Source organism: Azospirillum sp. UENF 312511 (genome assembly GCF_058780635.1).
This window is the reverse complement of record NZ_JBSNCG010000003.1, coordinates 2890691-2911145: the sequence shown is the minus strand read 5'-3', so window position 1 is coordinate 2911145 and position 20455 is coordinate 2890691. Positions and strand designations below refer to the sequence as shown.

The window sequence follows — 20455 nt, the reverse complement described above, 5'->3', positions numbered from 1 at the left end:
GGGCCGCACACCGACTCGCGGCACGCCCCCGGTTCAAGGCCGGAGGCGTGCCTTTCTCTTTCGACGCAGGAGCCGGAAACCGCGGTACCGATACGACTCAGGTGGCCGCGGATCAGGCCGCCGAGGTCAGCGGAAAGCCGCTGTAGTCGAGCGACGCGGACCAGAAGCGTTCGAGCTTGCGCAGGGTCTCGTTCGCCTTGACCAGCTCCTCGTCGCTGAAGCCGGCCTTCTCCAGCGCCGTCAGATGGCGCTCGAACATGCGGCTGATCTTCTCGCGGAGATCGAGGCCCTTCTCCGACAGGCGGACGCGCACCGACCGGCGGTCGTGCGGCGAACGCTCCTGCCCGAGATAACCGTTCTCGACCATCTTCTTCACATTGTAGGACACGTTGGAGCCGAGATAATAGCCGCGCGCCGTCAGTTCGCCGACGGTCATCTCGTCTTCGCCGATGTTGTACAGGATCAGGCTCTGAACGTTGTTGATGTCCTGGATACCGAGCCGGTCAAGCTCGGTCTTCAGCACCTCGAGAAAGTGGCGGTGAAGCCGTTCGATCAAGAGGATGCTTTCATAATAGGGTTTGCGCACCGCGGTCTCCTTTGGCTCGTACCGGACATGGGCCGACCTGTGGCCTTTCCGGGGTCCTTAAGGGGAGATTAACCGATCATTGTCCGGCAATCACCTCAATAATGCCCCAAAAGCACAGCCCGGGTTGTAGAACAGCCTGGCCCTGCGGAATATCCCCGTCCTGCCGTGCCAAGCCCCGTCGCGTGCCAGGAGATGCCTGGAATCCAGGCACCCCGGCGGCGTCCCCGCCCGGCAAACCGGGCGGCAAGCCGACCCGTCTCATCCGACCCCCGACAAAAACCGTCAGGCAACAACAACGGTCAGGTTTGAGACAAGTCCCGCAAGGATTTCCCCGATACTAACGCAGAAACGCGCGGAATGTGCCCGCATCCGTGCACGTCCTGGATGCAATAAAGGAGAGCGGGCCTCTTCATTCGGTAAAGCGCAAATCCCCGCCAACGGGTTCGGCGAAGTAACCGGCCACCTCTTCAGCCGTCACTTCGGCCAGAGAGGCCGGCGACCAGCGCGGATTACGGTCCTTGTCGACCAGCGCCGCGCGGATGCCTTCGTAGAAATCATGGCGGGTGAGGAAGGCGAGGCTGAGGCGAAGCTCCTGGATCATGCAGCCGTCGAAGTCCAGCTTGGCGCCGCGGCGCAGCGCCTCCAGCGTCACCTTCAGGCTGGTCGGCGACACCCGCTTCAGCGTGGCGAGCTGGCCGGCGGCCCACTCCGTGCCCTCGGCCTCCAGGGCGGCGACGATAGCCTCCACCTCGTTGTGGGCGTAGCAGCGGTCGATGGCCGCGCGGTTGGCCGCGACCGGCGGTTCGCCGGCTTCCTCGCGATGGCGCGCAACCGCCTCGTCGGCCGGCACGCCGTCGGCCAGATCGGCGATCAGGGACTCCAGCTTGGCGCTGGGCACGAAGGCGTCGGCGGCGCCGACCTCGATCATGTCGGCCGCCTTCAACCGGTCACCGGTCAGGCCCAGCCAGATGCCGACCTGTCCAGGCAGGCGCGGCAGGAAATAGGTGCCGCCGACGTCCGGATAGAGCCCGATGCCCGTCTCCGGCATGGCGAACATCGTCCGCTCGGTCACGATCCGGTGGGAGCCGTGCACCGACAGGCCGACCCCGCCGCCCATGCTGATGCCGTCGATCAGCGCGACATAGGGCTTCGGGCAGGTGTGGATCAGGCGGTTGAGGACATACTCCTCGCTGAAGAAGGCGCGGATGGACGCGCCGTCGTCCTGCCCCGCCTTGGCGGCCTTGCCCGTCTCGTACAGGTTCACCACGTCGCCGCCGGCGCAGAAGGCCTTCTCCCCCGCGCCCTGCACGATGATGGCCTTGACCTCGGGATCGGCGATCCAGGCGCGCAACTGCGGATCGAACAGGCGGATCATGCCCAGCGTCAGGGCGTTCAGCGCCTTCGGGCGGTTCAGCGTCACCAGCCCGATGGAGCCGCGGCGTTCGAACAGGATCTCGGCGTTTTGGGTTTCGGCGATCTGGGTCTGGGCGGGGTCGCTCATGGTTTGGGTCGTTTCCATTTGTTCGTTTGTGGGGCGAATTGATCGGTTTCGGGCGATGATACGGGTGGTGGGCGGCGTGTCAAACCGCGGTTTCGCAGCGCAGCGTCGCGGAACACCGCCCCGGCCCCAGCCGTTGCCGCACCCACAGTCATGAGCGGGACAGTTCCATGATGGCAACCTCAGCAGCGCAAGCGTCACGTCAGGAGGGAGCGGGCCGCAAGACGGCCATCATCCTCAACCGGTCCGCGGGAACGCTGGCCGGACAGCCGATCGACGACACGGTGGCGGCGATCCGCAGCGCCTTCGAGCGGCACGGGGCGGAGGTGTCGCTGACCGCGGTGGAGCCGGCCGACTGCGCGTCGGAAATCCGCAAGGCGATCGACTCCGACGCGGAGCTGGTCATCGTGGGCGGTGGCGACGGCACCATCCACACCGCGGTCAACATGATCCTGCCCACCGGCAAGATCCTGGGCATCCTGCCGCTCGGCACCATGAACCTGCTGGCGCGCGACCTGAAGACGCCGCTGGACCTCGACGAGGCCTACGAGGCCCTGGCCGCCGGCGAGGTGAGCAGCATCGACGTGGCGGAGGTGAACGGCGAGGTCTATCTGAACAGCTCCGTCCTCGGCTTCTACCCGCAGGTGGTCCAGGAGCGCGAGGAGAAGCGCAAGCGGCACCGGCTGCTGAAATGGCCGGCAATGGCGCTCGCCATGGTCCGCACTTTCCGCCGCCTGCCCCTGCTCGACGTCCGGATCGACTGGGGCGAGGGGCCGCGCCGCGTGCGCACCCCAATTCTGGTGGTCTCCAACAACCCCTTCGACGGCGAGGCGGGCAGCATGCTCCTGCGCCGTGCCCGGCTCGATTCCGGCAAGCTCGGCGTCTATGTGGCGCGGCAGCGCGACCCCTGGGGGCTGCTGCGGCTGATGGGGCGCACCATGCTCGGAACTTGGCAGCATGATGAGGAGTTGGAAACGCTGACGGCCACGCAACTGACGGTGCACAGCCGGCGGCGGCGACTGAAGATGGTCAACGACGGTGAAATCCTGCAGATGGAGCCGCCGCTGAACTACCGCATCCGTCACAAGGCGCTGAAGGTCCTGCTGCCCAAGGCGGCGCCTGAAGCCGACGGCGCGGCAGACGGCGCGTGACGCGAATGACTGCCGGGGAGGTGTCGTGAAGAAGCTCGCCCACATCTCGGACCTGCATTTCGGGCGGATCGACCCGCTGGTGGTCGACGGCCTGCTGGCCGACCTGACGGCGGCGCGGCCCGACCTGATCGTCATCTCCGGCGATCTGGTCCAGCGCGCCAAGGCCCGCCATTTCCTGGAGGCGCGTGCCTTCCTGGAGAAGCTGCCCTTCCCCTATCTGGTCGTGCCGGGCAACCACGACATCCCGGTCTACAACGTGGTGCGCCGCTTCCTCGACCCGTTCGGCAACTACAAGCGCTACATCACCACCGACCTCAGCCCCTTCCACATCGATTCGGAAATCGCCGTTCTGGGGATCAACACGGCGCGCTCGGTCATCACGGATTTTTCCGAAGGGCGCATGAACAAGGCGCAGATCAAGCGCGTGCGCGAGGTCTTCTGCGAGGTACCGGACACCGTCTTCAAGGTGCTGTTCACCCACCACCCCTTTCTGCCGCCGCCCGACGCCCCGAAGACGAAGCTGGTCGGGCGGCACAAGCTGGCCCTGCCGGCGCTGGAAAGCTGCGGGGTGGACCTGCTGCTGGCCGGGCACCTGCACCGCGCCTATTCCGGCGACATCATGACCCACCACACCCAGGTGGCCCGCTCCATCCTGGTCGCCCAGGCCTCCACCGCGACCTCCACGCGCCTGCGCAACGAGGCCAACGCCTACAACCTCATCGCCATCGAGCCGCCGCGCGTCACCTTCGAGGTGCGGTCCTGGGAGGGGGCGGCCTTCACCGGCGGCCTCGTCTCGCAATGGCGCAAGGACGGGCACCGCTGGGTCATGGAGATGCAGGACTCGGGATTCAGACCTGTGAGCGGTGCGGCTTGAGTCACGGCGGCCATGCGGCGTAGGATCGCGCCGCAAGTTTTAAGAGCACATCAGGTCCCCCGCATGTCCGCTTCGCATTTCCGGTCCCCGGCGTCCTTCCCGCGCACCCGGCTGCGCCGCAACCGCGCCGACGCCTGGACCCGCCGCCTCGTCGCCGAAAACCGCCTGACCGTGGACGACCTGATCTGGCCGGTCTTCGTCATCGAGGGGCAGAACCAGCGGGTGCCCGTGGCCTCCATGCCCGGCGTGGAGCGACTGACCATCGACCTGCTGACCGAGGCGGTGGCCGCGGCCGGCGACCTCGGCATCCCCTGCGTCGCCCTGTTTCCGGTCGTCGGCGCCGAGGGCAAGTCGGAGGACGCTGCGGAGGCCTACCGCCCCGACAACCTGATGAACCGCGCCATCCGTGCGCTGAAGACCGCGGTGCCGCATGTTGGCATCCTGGGCGACGTGGCGCTGGATCCCTACACCACCCATGGCCACGATGGCCTGCTGCGCGACGGCTACATCCAGAACGACGAGACGGTCGAGGTGCTGGCCCGGCAGGCGCTGTCGCAGGCCGACGCCGGCGTGGACATCGTCGCCCCGTCAGACATGATGGACGGCCGCATCGGCCTGATCCGCGACAGGTTGGACAGCCATGGGCACGAGCTGGTGCGGCTGTGCTCCTACGCCGCCAAATACGCCTCGGCCTTCTACGGCCCGTTCCGCGATGCGGTGAATTCCGGCGGCTTCCTGAAAGGCGACAAGAAGACCTACCAGATGAACCCCGCCAACACCGACGAGGCCCTGCACGAGGTCGCCCTCGACCTCCAGGAGGGTGCGGATATGGTGATGGTGAAGCCCGGCCTGCCCTATCTCGACGTCATCCGCCGGGTGAAGGACACCTTCGCCGTTCCGACCTTCGCCTATCACGTCTCCGGCGAATACGCGATGCTGCGCGCCGCCGCGCAGAACGGCTGGCTGGATTACGACAAGGCGCTGCTGGAGACCCTGACCGGCTTCAAGCGCGCCGGCTGCGACGCCATTTTGACCTACGGCGCCGTCGATGCGGCGCGGCGGCTGCAGGAGGGCTGAGCCCTTCGGGCTCGTCTTTGAGCTGTTCGGGCGCACGGGTGTGCGGACGCTTTTATAGCATGTGGCCATCGCCGACCGATGGAGTTTCCCCATGCACAATCGCTCCGCTCTCCTGCTCGCCGCCATCCTTGCCATGGGCGCCGCCCCGGCCACCGCTTTTGAGCTGACCAGCCCCGACATCAAGGACGGGGCGCCCCTGGGCGAGCGGCATGTCTTCGCCGGCTTCGGCTGCACAGGGGAAAATGTCTCGCCTGCGTTGGCCTGGAAGGACGCACCGGCCGGCACGCGCAGCTTCGCTGTCACCGCCTACGACCCCGATGCGCCGACAGGCAGCGGCTGGTGGCATTGGATCGTCTTTAACCTTCCCGCCACCACCCTGCGGCTCTCGGCCGGGGCTGGAAATCCGGACACGGGATTGCTTCCGGCCGGAGCGTTGCAAAGCCGCACCGACTTCGGTACGCCGGGCTACGGCGGTGCCTGTCCGCCGGTCGGCGACACACCGCACCGCTACGTCTTCACCGTCCACGCATTGAAGACGGACAGCCTTCCGCTCGACGCGAACTCGTCGGGCGCCATGGTCGGCTTTCTACTGAACGCCAACCGCCTGGAGAAGGCCACGCTGACCGCGCGTTACGGTCGATGAGCGTGCAGATGGGCCGCTGCGGACCTTGCCCGCGCGTCCCGGCGCCTCCTAGACTGGACGCCGCCATGACACCGGACCTCCTTCCCGCATTGTCCCGCTACGCCGCCCGCGACCTCCGACCGGGCTCCGGCGATCGCCCGCACCGTCCCGAACTGTGGGCGTTCGTGGCGCGCGACCGCGAACGCATCACGGACATCCGCATAGAACGCACGGCCTTGATCGTGGTGATCGACGGTGCCAAGGAGGTCACCGACACCCGAGGCACCCACCATTTTCCGAAGGGTTCGGCGATGCTGCTGCCGCCCGGCTGGATCGGCACGGTGGTGAACGCCCCGAGCGAGGCGACCGGGCATTACCGCGCCCTGATCCTGGAATTTCCGGGGGACATGGTCCGGCGGCTTCTCGACGCACATCCCACCGCACGGGTCGGCAACCGGCAACATCCGCACGACTTTCGCGTGGCCCTGACCCCCGCTCTGGCCAGCGCGGTGGAGCATGCCGCCGCCGGCTTGGCCGTGGGTTCCACGCTCAGCCCACGCCTCGTCGAGCACCGCTGCATGGAAGTCCTGCTGGCCCTTCTGGACGACTGTGTGTGGTGGCTCGGGCACGGAATGCCCGGTGGCACGGCCGACGCGGTCCGCCAATTGGTCCGCGCCTATCCCGACCAGCCTTGGACAGCCAGGAGCGTCGCTGTCGAGATGGGTCTCAGCACGGGGACCTTGCGCCGACGCCTTGCCGATGAAGACGCCTCCGTACGGCGCATCCTGACGGTGGAGCGTGTCGCTCACGCCCGTCGGTTGCTGGAAAGCGACGGGCTGTCCGTGCAGGAAGCGGCGGAGGCGGTTGGCTACACCTCCCGCTCCCACTTCGCCCGACGGGTTCGGGCCGTCACGGGCGCGAACCCGTCGGACCTGCGTGGCGATGGTCGCTGATTACTTCGGCGTGCCCTTCCACACCTGGAACTGCGGGGTTTCCAGCAGCAGGTCGGCGTGGCCGAAGGCCGTCTTGAACAGCTTGCCCACCCCCGCCGTCCGCTGCGTCACCGCGACCAGCGAGCCGCGCAGCTTCAGATACTGTTTGGTGCCGGCAACCAGCGCCTCCAGCATCCCGAAGTCCTCGTCCTTGCCGCGATGAAGCGGTGGGTTCGAGACGATCAGCCCGAAGCGCTCCCGCGCGCCGAGCCCGGCCAGCCCGTCGCTCAACACGCATTCCGCGTCCGGCACGTTCTGGCGGGCGGCGTGCAGAGCCACCGCGTCGATGTCCAGCAGGGTCAGCCGGGCGTCCGGCGTGCGCTCCCGCACCGCCCGCGCGATCACCCCGGCGCCGCAGCCGAAGTCCAGGACGGCGGTGCCAGCCGCGATCTCCGGCAGGACCTGGAGCAGGCATTCCGTGCCGGTGTCGAGACGGCCATGGGCGAACAGGCCGGGGTAGGACACCAGATCCAGCGCCCCGTCGCGCCCCGGCAACGGCAGGGCCACGGTCTCCCGCCAATCCTCCAGATTGCCCTTGGCCGAATCGCTGGTCCGGCGGGTTTCCAGCAGACGGGCGCGGCGCTTGATGGTCAGGGTCTCCACCCCCTCCGCCAGCCCGTCGAAGCGCTTCGGCGCGGAAGTGATGCCCTCGTCGTTGCTGCCGGCGATCCACAGCGGCGCCCCCGCCGGCAGGCGGGCGGCCAGGGCGTGCAGCGCCATCTCGAAGGCGGCCCAGCCGCGCGGCAGGCGCAGAACCGCGCCGTCAAAGGCGCCGTCCGCCGGCCAGGGCGTGGCCGCCTTGCCGACCAGCGCCAGCCGGTGCCAGGAGACGACCTCCGCCCCGCCGTCGGCCAGGGCCTCTTCCATGGCGCCGTCGGTGTCACCGGCCACCAGGATGCGGCCCTGCGGGCGGCGCTCGGCCAGGGCCTCCGCGGCGACGCCGGCCACGGTGGAATCGCGGTCGGTCGCGCGGTTGGACAATCGGCTCACAGGTTTCTTCCTTTTATCCCCGGTCGCGCATCAGGCGCGCCTTGTCGCGCTGCCACGTCCGTTCCTTCTCGGACTCACGCTTGTCGTGCTTCTTCTTGCCGGCGGCCAAGCCCACCTCGACCTTGGCGATGCCGCGGTCGTTGAAATAGACGGACATGGGGATCAGCGTGATCCCCTTCTGCTTGATGGCGCCCATGAGCTTGCTCAGCTCGCGGCGGTGCACCAGCAGCTTGCGCGGCCGCTTGGTCTCGTGCTGAAGCCAGCGTCCCGCCTGCCCGTATTCCGGGATGTAGGCGTTGAACAGGTACAGCTCCCCGTTCTTGAGGCCGGCGTACGCCTCGTTGATGCTGGCACGGCCGCCGCGCAACGACTTCACCTCGGTGCCGGTCAGGATCAGACCGGCCTCCATGGTGTCTTCGATGAAATAGTCGAAGCGTGCGCGGCGGTTCTGTGCCGCCATGCGCCTTGGTTCGGGCTCGCGGGCGGCCACGTATCCTCCTTCCCTGAGGCGGGATGCTGCCGTCCCTTAGGACAGCAGCCCGGCCTTCTTCATCGCGTCGCGGACCGTGGTCCGCGTGCTTTCCGACGCGGCGACCAGCGGCAGGCGAACCTCGTCCGAGGACTTGCCGAGCAGGCTGGCGGCGTATTTCACCGGGGCCGGGCTCGTCTCCACGAACATGGAATCGTGCAGCGGGGTCAGCAGGTCGCGGTACTTGTAGGCGGTGGCGAGATCGCCCTTCCGCCAGGCGTCCTGCATCGCGGCGCACTGGGCCGGCGCGATGTTCGCCGTCACCGAGATGCAGCCGACGCCACCCTGCGCGTTGAAGGCCAGCGCCGTCGCGTCCTCGCCCGAGAGCTGGATGAAGTCGGGACCGACCTCCTGCAGCAGGCGGACCGGGCGGGCCAGATCCGCCGTGGCGTCCTTCACGCCGACGATGTTCGGCAGCTTGGCGAGACGGGCCATCGTTGCCACCGACATATCCACGACACTGCGGCCGGGAATGTTGTAGATAACGATCGGCAAATCCGCCGCGTCATGGATCGCTTTGAAATGCTGGTACAGACCTTCTTGCGTCGGCTTGTTGTAATAGGGCGTGACGACCAGCGCCGCGGCGGCGCCGGCCTTCTTGGCGTGCTGGGTCAGCGAGATCGCCTCCTCGGTGGAGTTCGACCCGGTGCCGGCGACGACCGGAACCTTCCCGCCCGCGGCTTCGATGCACAGCTCGACGACCCGGTTGTGCTCCTCGTGGGAGAGGGTCGGCGACTCACCGGTGGTGCCGCAAGGCACGAGACCGTGGGTGCCCTGCGCAACCTGCCACTCGACGAAGGACTGGAAGGCGGCCTCGTCCACTTTCCCGTTTTTAAACGGGGTCAAAAGAGCGACGATGGAACCGTACAACATGCCTGCCACCTCCGACGGACTTCAAGAAAAGTGTCGCGCACCTTAGCCGCACCCGTTCCCCCGAGCAAGAGCGCCCGGATGATCATCCGACATGCCACCCGTTCCGCCACCCGTTCCGCCATTGCCGCCGCCCTGCTGGGGCTGATCGTGCTGGCCCAGCCCGCCGGGGCGGCCAGCCTGACGGCGCAGGACCTCGCCGTCTATCGGCAGGCCTTCAAGGCCGCCGACAACGACCGGCACGACGAGGCGCTGCGCATCGCCGCCCAGGCATCCAACAAGCTGCCGGCCAAGGTGATCCGCTGGATGGCCCTGGCGACTCCCGGCGGCGGCAGCTTCGACGAGATCGCCGCCTTCATCCGCGAAAACGGCGACTGGCCCAACCAGGCGCAGCTTCGTCGTCAGGCGGAAAAGGCGATGCCCATCGACCTGGACGAGGATCGGGTGCTCGCTTGGTTCAAGCAGTACCCGCCCCTGTCCAACGAAGGCTTCATGCGCCACGCCGACACGCTGCTGGCAACCGGCAACGCCGAGCGGGCGGTGCGCATGGTGCGCGACCGCTGGGTGGAGGCGAACTTCACGTCGGCGGACGAGGAGCAGTTCCTGGCCCGCTACCGCTCCCACCTGCGCCAGCAGGAACACAAGGCGCGCATCGACCGGCTGCTGTGGGAGCGCCAGGAAGCCGCGGTGCGCCGCATGCTCCCCTTCTTCGACGAGGCCTACGACCTGCTGATCGAGGCACGGATCGCGCTGGACAGCGACGCCAAGAACGCCGACGCGGCGCTGGCCCGCGTCCCCGCCTCCCTGCGCAACGATCCCGGCCTGCTGTTCGACCGCGCCCGCTACCGCCGCCGCAAGGGCGACGACGCGGGGGCGCTGGAGATCATCGCCCAGGCGCCCAAGGACATGGGCCGCCCGCAGGCCTGGTGGACGGAGCGCCACATCCTGGCCCGCCGCGCCATGGTGAACGGCGACCACAACCTCGCCTACCGTCTGGTGACGGCGCATGGGCAGACCGAGGGCAGCGGCGCGGCGGAGGCGGAATTCCTCGCCGGCTTCCTGGCGCTGCGCTTCCTCGACGACCCGTCGAGCGCCTTCAACCACTTCCACAAGCTCTACCGCTCGGTCGGCGCGCCGATCAGCAAGGCGCGCGGCGCCTACTGGTGCGGGCGCGCGGCGGAGGCGCTGGGCCAGACGGCGCAGGCCAAGGACTGGTACGCCAAGGCCGCCCAGTACGGGACGACCTTCTACGGCCAGCTCGCCGCCCGCCACGCCGGGAACGGGCGCATCGCCCTGCCCGCCGAGCCGCGCGTGTCCAACGCCGACGCCACCGCCTTCGAACGGCGGGAGGTGGTCCGCGTGACCAAGCTGCTGGCCGAGATCGAGGGCAACACCGACGAGCGGGTGACCGCCTTCCTGCGCCGCATCAGCCTCGACGCCAAGGAGCCGGCGGATTACGTGCTGGCCGCCAAGCTGGCCCGCGAGGTCGGGCGCCGAGACCTCGCCGTCGCCGCCGCGAAGGACGCCGCGCAGAACGACGTGTTCCTGGTGGAAGCCGGCTATCCGATGATCGAGAGCCGGCCGGCCGCTCCGGAAATCGCCCTGGTGCACGCCATCATCCGGCAGGAGAGCACCTTCAACACCCGCGTGGTGTCGTCGGCCGGGGCGCGCGGCCTGATGCAGCTGATGCCCGGAACGGCGCAACTCGTCGCCGGCAAGCTGGGCGTCAAGCACGACACCGCCAAGCTGATCAGCGACCCGGACTACAACGTGCGGCTCGGTTCGACCTATCTGGCGGACATGATCGACCGGTTCAACGGCTCCTACATCATGGCCATCGCCGCCTACAACGCCGGCCCGACCCGCGTGCGCCAATGGATCGACACCTACGGCGACCCGCGCGGTGAAGCCATCGACGCCGTGGACTGGTTGGAGCTGATTCCGATCTACGAAACCCGCAACTACGTGCAGCGGGTCATGGAGGCCATGCTGGTCTACCGTGCGCGCATCCAGGGTGCCAAGGCGGAGCTGAATCTGGACAAGGAAATTCGGCGATGAAGTCCCCACGGTCCCTCGCCCCCCCGGAAGGGGGACCGTCGCATCGCTCAAAAACGAATATTCGAAAGTCACAAAAGCCGGCTCATCTCTGTCACATACCAAAATCGAAATCGTCCAATTTTTGACGTTTTCGTCTGAAGTGGTAACTCTTCTTCCTGCCCAGAAGATGAATTGCATTTAATGCTCTATTAACCACAACCCGACAGAATTCCCACGCACGGACGGACCGTGTTTCTCTTTATTCCGTGATTGGGAGCCTACCATGCCAGCACCGATGGTCGCCGATGAAGTCCGCCAGGCGTGCCGCATCCACGCGCGCCTTTTAGACGCCTTCATCACCTTGACGGAACAGGAGCTGGCGCAACTCGCCCCTGGTTTCGCCGAGGAAAGCCTCATGGAATCGCTGGAGAAGATGCGGGCTGCCCGCAAGAGCTACGGCGCCCTGGGCGGTGTCGTCGCCCTGGACGTGGTGGCGTCGAACGCCGCCTGACCAAGGGCGTTGCGTTCGGGTCGGGCTTTCGTTCGGGAACAGGGGACCGCTAATCCTGCGGCGTGTCCCCGTTGCCCGCACCACCCGACTGCCGACGCTGCACCTCGCGCCACTTGGCGACGTTCCGGTTGTGATCCGGCAAAGTCTTCGCAAAGACATGCCCGCCGGTGCCATCGGCGACGAAATACAGGAAGTCGTGCTTTTCCGGGTGCAAAGCCGCCTGGATGGACGCCCGCCCCGGGTTGGCGATCGGCCCCGGCGGAAGCCCTGCCGCGACGTAGGTGTTGTAGGGCGACTCGAATTTCCAGTCGTTGCGGGTCAAGGCCCGCCCCAACTCCCCGCTGCCATCGGTCAGCGCGTAGATCACCGTCGGATCCGACTGGAGCTTCATGCCAGTCTCCAGGCGGTTGACGAAGACGCCTGCGACCTTGGCGCGCTCAGCCGCGACACCGGTTTCCTTCTCCACGATGGAGGCCATGGTCAGCGCCTGCTGCGGAGTCTCGTAAGGCAGGTCCGGACCACGGTTCTTCCAGGCGTCGTTCAGCGCCTGGGTCATGGCGTGCTGCATCCGCTCGATCAGGGCCGAACGCGAATCGCCGTAGGAGTAGTGATAGGTTTCAGGCAGTACGGTCCCGTTCTTCGGAACCGTCTTCAACTCGCCTGTCAGCGCCGGTTCGGCATCGAGCAGCGCCACCACCTGCGCGGAGGTCAGCCCCTCCGGCACCGTGAAGCGGCGGACCACGGTCTTGCCCTGGTGCAGCATCTCCAGCACGCCGTCGACACTGATTCCCGCCGGGAACGCATACTCGCCCGCCTTCAGCGGACCCTGGAGCTTCGCGGCGAACAGGAAGAGGATCGGAGAGTCGACGACCCCCGCATCCTCCAATGTCAGCGCGATCGCTTCCAGCCCGCTGCCGCGCGGAATGACCACCGTCTCGGCATGCTCAAGCGGTCCGGGGGCCATCACTCGGAGGGCACCCCAGAACACCAAGCCGCTGCCCGCGGTGAGGACGGTCAACGCCCCCGCCGCGATTCGGAGGCCCCAACCCATCGGCGGTCTCCGCGATGCTTCGCCGCTCAGGCGAATTCCTTGAAGATCAGCGAGGCGTTGGTGCCGCCGAAGCCGAAGGAGTTCGACAGCGCGGCCCTCACGCGGCGCTCCTGCGCAACCTTCGGAACGAGGTTGACGCCGAGGCAGCTCTCCGATGGGTTCTCAAGGTTCAGCGTCGGCGGAACCAGGCTGTGGTTGATCGCCTTGATCGAGTAGATCGCCTCGACCGCACCGGCGGCCCCCAGCAGGTGGCCGATGGCCGACTTGGTGGAGGACATGGCGACGTTGTCCATCGCCGCGCCGAACAGACGCTTCACCGCGCCCAGCTCGATCTCGTCGCCGAGCGGCGTCGACGTGCCGTGCGCGTTGACGTAGTCGATGTCCGACGGCTCCAGCCCGGCCCGCTTCAGCGCGTTGCGCATGGCGCGGAAACCGCCGTTGCCGTCCTCCGCCGGGGCGGAGATGTGGTAGGCGTCGCCGGACATGCCGTAGCCGATCACTTCGGCGTAGATGTGGGCACCGCGCTTCTTGGCGTGCTCCAACTCTTCGAGGACGACGACACCGGCGCCCTCGCCGATCACGAAGCCGTCGCGGTCCTTGTCATAGGGGCGCGACGCCTTTTCCGGCGTGTCGTTGAAATTCGTGGACAGGGCGCGCATGGCGGCGAAACCGCCGACGCCCAGGCGGCTGACCGCCGCTTCCGTACCGCCGGCGACCATCACGTCCGCGTCACCCAGCATGATCAGGCGCGAAGCATCGCCGATGGCGTGCGCGCCGGTCGAGCAGGCCGTGACCACCGCGTGGTTCGGACCCTTGAAGCCGTGCTGGATGGAGATGTGGCCGGACGCCAGATTGATGAGGCAGGCCGGAATGAAGAAGGGAGAGATGCGGCGCGGGCCCTTCTCAGCCAGGGTGACGGCACCCTCAGCGATGCCCGGCAGACCGCCGATGCCCGAGCCCACCATGACGCCGGTGAGTTCGCGCTCTTCCTCGGTCTGGGGAACCCAGCCGGAATCCTTGATCGCTTCGTGGGCGGCGGCGATGGCGAAGATGATGAAATCGTCCATCTTCCGCTGGTCCTTCGGCGGAACGAAGGCATCGGGGTTGAACAACCCGTCGCCATCCCCGCGCGGAACCTGCCCGGCAACTTTCGAGGCCAGATCGGAGGCGTCAAAACCCGTGATGGCGCGGATGCCCGATTGGCCGGCGGTCAGACGCTCCCAGTTGAGCTTATGGCCGACACCGAGCGGCGTGACCAGACCAAGGCCGGTAACGACGACACGTCTCATGGGGTATTCCTTGACCTTTCCTCGGAAAACTCAGCGACGGCCAGGCCACTTTGGAAAGCTGCCTGGCCTCTCACGCCAGCGCCTGATCAGGCGGCGGCGTTCGCCTTGATGAAGTCGATGGCGTCCTTCACCGTCAGAATCTTCTCGGCGGCGTCGTCCGGAATCTCGCAGCCGAACTCTTCCTCGAAAGCCATAACCAGCTCGACCGTGTCGAGGCTGTCGGCGCCGAGATCGTCGATGAAGGAGGCGTTCTCCGTCACCTTCGACTCCTCGACCCCGAGGTGGTCCACAACGATCTTCTTAACGCGCTCGGCGACATCGCTCATTTTTTAAGACCTTCCAATCCTTGAGACCGCTCGGGCGAATTCGGCCGGCTCAACACGCGGCTGCGTGCTTTCCTGCCACAAAAAGCCCCGTCCGATAACACATTTTTACAGCCTTGACCAGCGCCCGCGGGCGCCGGTCCGAACCTGTGGTTCAGGCAGCGAATCCGCCTCAGATCATGGCCATGCCGCCGTTGATGTGCAGCGTCTGGCCGGTGACATAGGCGGCCTCATCGCTCGCCAGGTACACGACTCCGGCGGCGATTTCCCCCGGCTCGCCCATGCGGCCGGAAGGAATGGCGGTGAGCAGCTTGTCCTTCTGCTCGGAATTCAGGGCGTCGGTCATCGCCGTGGTGATGAAACCCGGCGCGACGCAGTTCACGGTGATGCCGCGCGACGCGACCTCCGCGGCCAGCGACTTCGACATGCCGATCATGCCGGCCTTGGAGGCGGCGTAGTTGGCCTGCCCGGGGTTGCCGGTGACGCCGACGATCGAGGTGATGCCGATGATGCGGCCCCAGCGGCGCTTCATCATGCCGCGCAGCACGGCGCGCGACAGGCGGAAGGCGGCGGTCAGGTTGACGTCCAGCACCGACTGCCAGTCGTCGTCCTTCATGCGCATGGCCAGCTGGTCGCGGGTCAGGCCGGCGTTGTTCACCAGGATGTCGATCTGGCCGAGGGCGGCCTCCGCGTCCTTGGCGAGTTGCTCGGTCCCGGCGGCGTCGGAGAGGTTGCCGGGCACCACCAGGGCACGCTCGCCCAGCTCGGCGGCGAGCGCCTCCAGCGGGGCGACGCGGGTGCCGGACAAGGCGACGGTGGCGCCCTGCGCGTGCAGCGCGCGGGCGATCTGCGCCCCGATGCCACCCGAGGCGCCGGTGACCAGCGCCTTCTTTCCGGTCAGGTCGAACATGGAATGCCTCACAGGGTCTTCAGGAACGATTCGACGTCGGCCGGGCCCTGGACGGAGGTGCCGGCCAATTCCTTGTCGATGCGCTTGGCGAGACCCGACAGCACCTTGCCGGAGCCGAGTTCGATCAGCGTGTCGACGCCCTGCTCCTTCATATAGAGCACGCTCTCGCGCCAGCGAACCATGCCGGTCACCTGCTCGACCAGAAGGCGGCGGATCTCGTTGGGGTCCGACACGGCCGACGCGGTCACGTTGGCGACCACCGGAACCGCCGGCGCGCCGATCGTCACGTTGGCCAGGGCCTCGGCCATGGCGTCGGCGGCGGGCTGCATCAGCGGGCAATGGAAGGGCGCGCTGACCGGCAGGCGCACGGTGCGCTTCAGCCCGCGCTCCGCCGCGATCACGATGGCACGGTCGATAGCCTCGGCGTGGCCGGAGATCACCACCTGCCCCGACGAGTTGTCGTTGGCGACGGTGCAGACCTCGGTCTGGCCCGCGGGGGTCTTGGCGGCGTCGGCGGCGATGGCCTGGGCCTGCTCCAGCTCGGCGCCCAGCAGGGCGGCCATTGCGCCCTGTCCGACCGGCACGGCCTTCTGCATGGCCTGTCCGCGCAGCTTCAGCAAGCGCGCGGTGTCGGCCAGCGTGAAGGCGCCGGCGGCGCACAGGGCCGAATACTCGCCGAGCGAATGGCCGGCGACGAAGGCCGCGTGCTTGGTCAGGTCGAGGCCCCCCTGGTCCTTCAGCACCCGCAGAACGGCGACGCTGACGGCCATCAGGGCCGGCTGGGCGTTCTCGGTCAGCGTCAGGTCCGCCTCGGGGCCTTCGAACATCAGGCGCGACAGGCGCTGGTTCAGCGCGTCATCCACCTCTTCAAAGGTGAGCCGCGCGACCTCGAACGCCTCGGCCAGCTCACGGCCCATGCCGACGGCTTGGCTGCCCTGGCCCGGAAAGACGAACGCCCTGGTCATGCTGTCTGGGAACCCTAGTAATAAGGCGCGCCACCCGCGGCGCTGCCGTTGAATTCGGCGACAGTCATACCCGGCCTTTCGGGCAAGTCAAGCGATGCTCAACGTTGACGAGGTCGAATTGGTGCCTTTCTGTTGCTTTTTCGGCGTTTTTTCATTGGTGCGATGCAAAGGCGAACGGAGAAAAGGGTCATTCAAAGGCATATCAAAGGCAGGAGCGCGGGAATCGTCGGCCGGCTCGTGTTTCCGCTTGTCGGGATAGGGCTTTTGTGCATACTGCGCCGCTTCATAACTCCTTGCCGGTGGCCCGCGTGCCGTCGGCTAGGCCCGGGCGGCTGATCCTGTCCATTGGGGATGGGGCGCAGCGCCGGACCATGAACAGCCATGGGGAGTACAATGGCTCTTTACGAGTGCGTGCTGATCGCGCGCCAGGACATTTCGGCCGCCCAGGCCGAGCAGCTTGGCGAGCAGTTCGCCCAGATCATTCGCGACAACGGCGGCCAGGTCGCCAAGACCGAATACTGGGGTCTGAAGACGCTCACCTACAAGATCAAGAAGAACCGCAAGGGTCACTACACCCTGTTCAACCTTGACGCCCCCGCCGCCGCCGTCCTCGAGATGGAGCGCAACATGGGCATCAACGAGGACGTGCTGCGCTTCATGACCGTCCGCGTCGACGCGCTGGACGCCAACCCGTCGGTGATGATGCAGAGCCGCGGCGAGCGTGGTGACCGCGGCGATCGCGGCGACCGCGGCCCGCGCCGCTTCGAGGATCGTGGCCCGCGCCCGCCGCGTCGCCAGGAGCCCACCGTTGCCGAAGGGGAGAACGCCTAAATGTCCGACAAGCAGACCTCGGGCGCTCCGGCCCGCACCGGTGGCGGTCCCCGCCGTCCGTTCTTCCGCCGCCGCAAGACCTGCCCGTTCTCGGGCGCGAACGCCCCGGCGATCGACTACAAGGACGTCAAGCTCCTGTCCCGCTTCATCTCCGAGCGTGGCAAGATCGTGCCGAGCCGCATCACCGCGGTTTCCGCGAAGAAGCAGCGCGAACTCGCCCGCGCCATCAAGCGCGCCCGTTTCCTGGCCCTGCTTCCCTACGTGGTGAAGTAAGGACCGAAGCGGACAACAGGCAAAGGCAATCCCATGGCCTCGCCCCTGGCCGCCCCTCTGGCGGCTGCCATCGGTGTCGGCGTGGTCAGCGCTTTCTTCTATCTCGCCGTTCTGTTCGGCGGGTTCGGGGCGCTGATCCTGGGCTATCTGGCGCCGCTGCCGCTGTTCCTCGCGGGACTGTGGCTCGGCTCCACCGCCTCCCTTCTCGCCGGTGCGGTGGGAACGGTGGCGGTCCTGGCGGTGTCGTCCAGCGTCCTGGTGTCTCTCGCCTATCTGGTGACCGCGGCTGTCCCGGTCATCCTGGTGGTGCGGCAGGCGCTGCTGGCGCGGGCGGCTCCCGACGGGAGTGTTGAATGGTATCCTCCGGGCCGGCTCCTGATGGCGCTGACCGGAATGGGACTGGCGGGCCTTCTGGGCGCCGCGGTTCTGACGCTCGATCAGCCCGGCGGGCTGGAGGGCGCGGTGCGGGAAACGCTGAGCCGCATGGCGGACCAGATGTTCTCCGCGCAGGGCCAACAGGCCCCGGACCCGCAGGACATCTGGATGGCCGAGGTGTTGCCGGGCTTCGCGGTGATCTCATGGCTGGTCATGACGATCGTCAACGGAGCCCTGGCGCAGGGCGTCCTGATGCGGTTCGGCCGCAACCGGCGCCCTGCCATGCGGCTGGACGACGTGGAGCTGCCCCGGTGGCTCGCCACCGCGTTCCTGCTGACCATGGTGGCCGCCTCGCTGGCGTCGGACCCGGTCGGGTTCCTCGCGGTCAACGCCGCGCTGATCCTGTCCCTGCCATTCGCCTTTGCCGGGCTTTCGGTGGTGCATGTGTTCGCCCGACGCCGATCGGCTAAGCTGCCGATCCTCATCGGGTTCTACATGTTCCTGTTTCTTTTCGGTTGGCCGATCGTGCTGATGGTCGGTCTGGGCATGATCGAGCAATGGATTGGGCTGCGTCGCCGTCTCCGGCCCGCCGGCCCCGATCAGGAGGACGAGTGATGGAAGTTATTCTGCTGGAGCGGGTCGAGAAGCTCGGCCAGATGGGCCAGGTCGTGAAGGTGCGTCCCGGCTTCGCCCGCAACTATCTGCTGCCGCAGAAGAAGGCCATGCGCGCCACCAAGGCGAACATGGCGTTCTTCGAGAAGCAGAAGGCCCACCTGGAGGCCGTCAACCTGGAGCGCCGCAAGGACGCCGAGCAGGTTGCCGCCAAGATGAACGACGTGACGGTCGTCGTGATCCGTCAGGCCGGCGAGACCGGCGTGCTGTACGGTTCGGTGACGCCGCGCGACGTCGCGGACGCCCTTGACGCCGCCGGCTACAAGGTCGACCGCAAGCAGGTGTCGATCGAGACCCCGATCAAGACGCTGGGCCTGTTCAAGCTGCGCGTCGTCCTGCACCCCGAGGTGAGCATCTCCGTCACGGTGAACGTCGCCCGCTCGCAGGAAGAGGCTGAACTGCAGCTCTCCCGCGGCGGCATGGTCACCGCGGCCGACCTGCGCGACGACGAGGACGAGATCGAGGAGGCCCCCGAGGCCGCCGAGGCCGAGGTTTCCGAGGAGGGCTGACCGCCCGCTCAACGAGACCAGTCCGCTCGTCCGGAAGCCGCCCGCCCCCAAAAGGGGCGAGGCGGCTTTTCCGTTTTCCGCACTCCACCACATCCGGCCCCTCACCCTTCCGGATGCGCCGGACGCCCCGCTCCCTGCCCCGTCCGGTGGGTTGCCTCCCCCCGCTCCGAACTCCGACTCTCGTTCCTGGTGATTCGCTCGCGGCGAAGGAACCGGACCGAGTCGTGTTCGACGGATGCGGAGATGCGCGATGCTGCTTGCCCGCCTGCTCAGCCCGGCCCTGACCGCCGGCGCTCTGGACCTCGTCGGCGCCGATGGGCTGAGGCACCGCGTGGGGGTCGGCACGCCGTCCCTCACGCTGCGTCTGCACGACAAGGCGCTGCACCGCGACCTCGTGATGAATCCGCGGCTGCGCTTCGGCGAGGCCTACATGGACGGCCACCTGTCCATCGAGGGGGGCTCGGTCTATGATTTCCTGGCGCTGCTGAGCGCCGGGACGGACAATGTCCAGGGCGTTCTGGGCAATCTGCGGGAAACCCTCTCGCCCGCGCTGCGGCTCATCCAGCAGAGCAATCCCCTGCGGCGATCGCGGCGCAACGTCGCTCATCATTACGATCTGTCGCGGTCCTTCTTTGAGCTGTTCCTCGACCGCGACCTGCAATATTCCTGCGCCTACTTCCCCACCCCGGACACCGGGCTGGACGAGGCGCAGGAGGCCAAGAAGCGGCACATCGCGGCGAAGCTGCTGCTTCGGCCGGGCATGCGGGTGTTGGACATCGGCTGCGGCTGGGGCGGCATGGCGCTCTATCTCGCCCGCATGACCGGCGCCCAGGTCACCGGAATAACCCTGTCCCGCGAACAGCTCGCCGTGGCGCGGGAGCGGGCGGCGCATGCCGGGCTGGCCGGTCAGGTCCGCTTCGAGCTGCGCGACTACCGGCAGATGGAGGGACGTTTCGACCGCATCGTCTCGGTCGGCATGTTCGAGCATGTCGGGGTGCCCCATTATCCGGCCTTCTTCGCCAAGTTGCGCGACCTGATGGCCGAGGACGGGGTCGCGTTGCTTCATGCCATCGGCCGATCGGACGGGCCGGGTTCCACCAACCCGTGGTTCCGCAAATACATCTTTCCCGGCGGCTACTCGCCCGCCCTGTCGGAGGTGATCCCGGCGGTGGAGAAGGCCGGGCTGTGGAACACCGACGTCGAGATTCTGCGCCTTCACTACGCCGAGACGCTGCGCCACTGGCGGGAGCGCTTCGCGGCCCGGCGGGAGGACGCCCGCGCGATGTACGACGAGCGCTTCTGCCGCATGTGGGAGTTCTATCTGGCGGGGGCCGAGATCAGCTTCCGCTACCAGGGGCACATGGTTTTCCAGATGCAGCTCGCCCGTTCGCTGGGCGCCGTCCCGCTCGTCCGCGATTACATGCAGCGCACCGAGACGGCCCTGGCCGAGGCCGTGCCGCCGCCCTTGCGGACGGGTCGGAACGTCGGCGCCAGCAACGCGTGACCCGAGGTGTCCGCGT

Annotated in this window: 22 protein-coding genes; 12 read left to right on the top strand and 10 right to left on the bottom strand. The window is 67.5% G+C overall.

Annotated elements, in window-relative coordinates; all coding sequences use genetic code 11:
- Positions 1-112: 112 nt before the first annotated feature.
- Both ACWPN7_RS25235 and ACWPN7_RS25230 read right to left on the bottom strand, forming a co-directional pair.
- A complete protein-coding gene (locus tag ACWPN7_RS25235; RefSeq protein ID WP_014240398.1) occupies positions 113-586 on the bottom strand; it encodes a MarR family winged helix-turn-helix transcriptional regulator in 474 nt (157 codons plus the stop codon).
- Between the two features lie 409 nt (positions 587-995).
- Entirely contained in the window at positions 996-2087 is a 1092-nt protein-coding gene (locus tag ACWPN7_RS25230; RefSeq protein WP_407823432.1) for an enoyl-CoA hydratase/isomerase family protein, read from the bottom strand.
- 167 nt (positions 2088-2254) lie between these two features.
- Between ACWPN7_RS25230 and ACWPN7_RS25225 the strand changes: the two genes are divergently transcribed.
- The 5 genes from ACWPN7_RS25225 to ACWPN7_RS25205 all read left to right on the top strand — a co-directional run bounded on the left by ACWPN7_RS25225 (position 2255) and on the right by ACWPN7_RS25205 (position 6761).
- Entirely contained in the window at positions 2255-3235 is a 981-nt protein-coding gene (locus ACWPN7_RS25225) for a diacylglycerol/lipid kinase family protein (protein ID WP_459196582.1), read from the top strand.
- Positions 3236-3260: 25 nt separating this feature from the next.
- On the top strand, positions 3261-4109 hold the full coding sequence (locus tag ACWPN7_RS25220) for a metallophosphoesterase family protein (RefSeq protein ID WP_014240394.1): 849 nt from the start codon (positions 3261-3263) through the stop codon (positions 4107-4109).
- A gap of 63 nt (positions 4110-4172) precedes the next feature.
- Positions 4173-5186, top strand: coding sequence for a porphobilinogen synthase (gene hemB / locus ACWPN7_RS25215; RefSeq protein WP_103039014.1), 1014 nt, complete (start codon positions 4173-4175; stop codon positions 5184-5186).
- A gap of 91 nt (positions 5187-5277) precedes the next feature.
- Positions 5278-5829 carry a YbhB/YbcL family Raf kinase inhibitor-like protein gene (locus tag ACWPN7_RS25210; protein WP_149648707.1) on the top strand — a complete coding sequence of 184 codons (552 nt, stop codon included), beginning with the start codon at positions 5278-5280 and terminating at the stop codon, positions 5827-5829.
- Between the two features lie 65 nt (positions 5830-5894).
- Positions 5895-6761, top strand: a complete 867-nt coding sequence (locus tag ACWPN7_RS25205) for a helix-turn-helix transcriptional regulator (protein WP_459196581.1) — start codon at positions 5895-5897, stop codon at positions 6759-6761.
- Here the strand turns inward: ACWPN7_RS25205 and ACWPN7_RS25200 are convergent, their stop codons facing one another.
- The 3 genes from ACWPN7_RS25200 to dapA all read right to left on the bottom strand — a co-directional run bounded on the left by ACWPN7_RS25200 (position 6762) and on the right by dapA (position 9192).
- Positions 6762-7790: a class I SAM-dependent methyltransferase gene (locus tag ACWPN7_RS25200; RefSeq protein ID WP_456525005.1), complete on the bottom strand. Its 1029-nt coding sequence runs from the start codon at positions 7788-7790 to the stop codon at positions 6762-6764.
- 13 nt (positions 7791-7803) lie between these two features.
- Entirely contained in the window at positions 7804-8250 is a 447-nt protein-coding gene (gene smpB, locus ACWPN7_RS25195; protein WP_459196580.1) for an SsrA-binding protein SmpB, read from the bottom strand.
- Between the two features lie 66 nt (positions 8251-8316).
- Positions 8317-9192, bottom strand: a complete 876-nt coding sequence (gene dapA / locus ACWPN7_RS25190; RefSeq protein ID WP_349619925.1) for a 4-hydroxy-tetrahydrodipicolinate synthase — start codon at positions 9190-9192, stop codon at positions 8317-8319.
- 78 nt (positions 9193-9270) lie between these two features.
- Between dapA and ACWPN7_RS25185 the strand changes: the two genes are divergently transcribed.
- A complete protein-coding gene (locus ACWPN7_RS25185; RefSeq protein WP_038527732.1) occupies positions 9271-11247 on the top strand; it encodes a lytic transglycosylase domain-containing protein in 1977 nt (658 codons plus the stop codon).
- A 262-nt stretch (positions 11248-11509) separates the two neighbouring features.
- Positions 11510-11737: a hypothetical protein gene (locus ACWPN7_RS25180; RefSeq protein WP_038527730.1), complete on the top strand. Its 228-nt coding sequence runs from the start codon at positions 11510-11512 to the stop codon at positions 11735-11737.
- 49 nt (positions 11738-11786) lie between these two features.
- Here the strand turns inward: ACWPN7_RS25180 and mltG are convergent, their stop codons facing one another.
- The 5 genes from mltG to fabD form a co-directional block, all read right to left on the bottom strand.
- Positions 11787-12788 carry an endolytic transglycosylase MltG gene (mltG, locus tag ACWPN7_RS25175; protein ID WP_137102973.1) on the bottom strand — a complete coding sequence of 334 codons (1002 nt, stop codon included), beginning with the start codon at positions 12786-12788 and terminating at the stop codon, positions 11787-11789.
- Between the two features lie 26 nt (positions 12789-12814).
- A complete protein-coding gene (gene fabF / locus ACWPN7_RS25170; RefSeq protein WP_038527727.1) occupies positions 12815-14077 on the bottom strand; it encodes a beta-ketoacyl-ACP synthase II in 1263 nt (420 codons plus the stop codon).
- Positions 14078-14163: 86 nt separating this feature from the next.
- The gene (locus ACWPN7_RS25165) at positions 14164-14403 is read right to left on the bottom strand and encodes an acyl carrier protein (RefSeq protein ID WP_014240383.1); all 240 of its coding nucleotides are present in this window, start codon (positions 14401-14403) and stop codon (positions 14164-14166) included.
- A 169-nt stretch (positions 14404-14572) separates the two neighbouring features.
- Positions 14573-15310 (bottom strand): 3-oxoacyl-[acyl-carrier-protein] reductase, encoded by a 738-nt coding sequence (gene fabG, locus ACWPN7_RS25160; RefSeq protein ID WP_149648701.1) that lies wholly within the window; start codon positions 15308-15310, stop codon positions 14573-14575.
- An 8-nt stretch (positions 15311-15318) separates the two neighbouring features.
- On the bottom strand, positions 15319-16275 hold the full coding sequence (gene fabD, locus ACWPN7_RS25155) for an ACP S-malonyltransferase (RefSeq protein ID WP_038527723.1): 957 nt from the start codon (positions 16273-16275) through the stop codon (positions 15319-15321).
- A 393-nt stretch (positions 16276-16668) separates the two neighbouring features.
- Between fabD and rpsF the strand changes: the two genes are divergently transcribed.
- The 5 genes from rpsF to ACWPN7_RS25130 all read left to right on the top strand — a co-directional run bounded on the left by rpsF (position 16669) and on the right by ACWPN7_RS25130 (position 20439).
- Positions 16669-17106 (top strand): 30S ribosomal protein S6, encoded by a 438-nt coding sequence (gene rpsF / locus ACWPN7_RS25150; protein WP_014240380.1) that lies wholly within the window; start codon positions 16669-16671, stop codon positions 17104-17106.
- Positions 17107-17379 (top strand): 30S ribosomal protein S18, encoded by a 273-nt coding sequence (gene rpsR, locus ACWPN7_RS25145; protein ID WP_014240379.1) that lies wholly within the window; start codon positions 17107-17109, stop codon positions 17377-17379. It abuts the gene before it with no gap.
- A gap of 33 nt (positions 17380-17412) precedes the next feature.
- Positions 17413-18369, top strand: a complete 957-nt coding sequence (locus tag ACWPN7_RS25140; protein ID WP_014240378.1) for a DUF2232 domain-containing protein — start codon at positions 17413-17415, stop codon at positions 18367-18369.
- Positions 18369-18935 carry a 50S ribosomal protein L9 gene (gene rplI / locus ACWPN7_RS25135; RefSeq protein WP_014240377.1) on the top strand — a complete coding sequence of 189 codons (567 nt, stop codon included), beginning with the start codon at positions 18369-18371 and terminating at the stop codon, positions 18933-18935. Before ACWPN7_RS25140 ends, rplI begins: the two co-directional genes overlap by 1 nt.
- A gap of 250 nt (positions 18936-19185) precedes the next feature.
- Positions 19186-20439, top strand: coding sequence for a cyclopropane fatty acid synthase (locus tag ACWPN7_RS25130; RefSeq protein WP_459196578.1), 1254 nt, complete (start codon positions 19186-19188; stop codon positions 20437-20439).
- Positions 20440-20455: the final 16 nt, after the last annotated feature.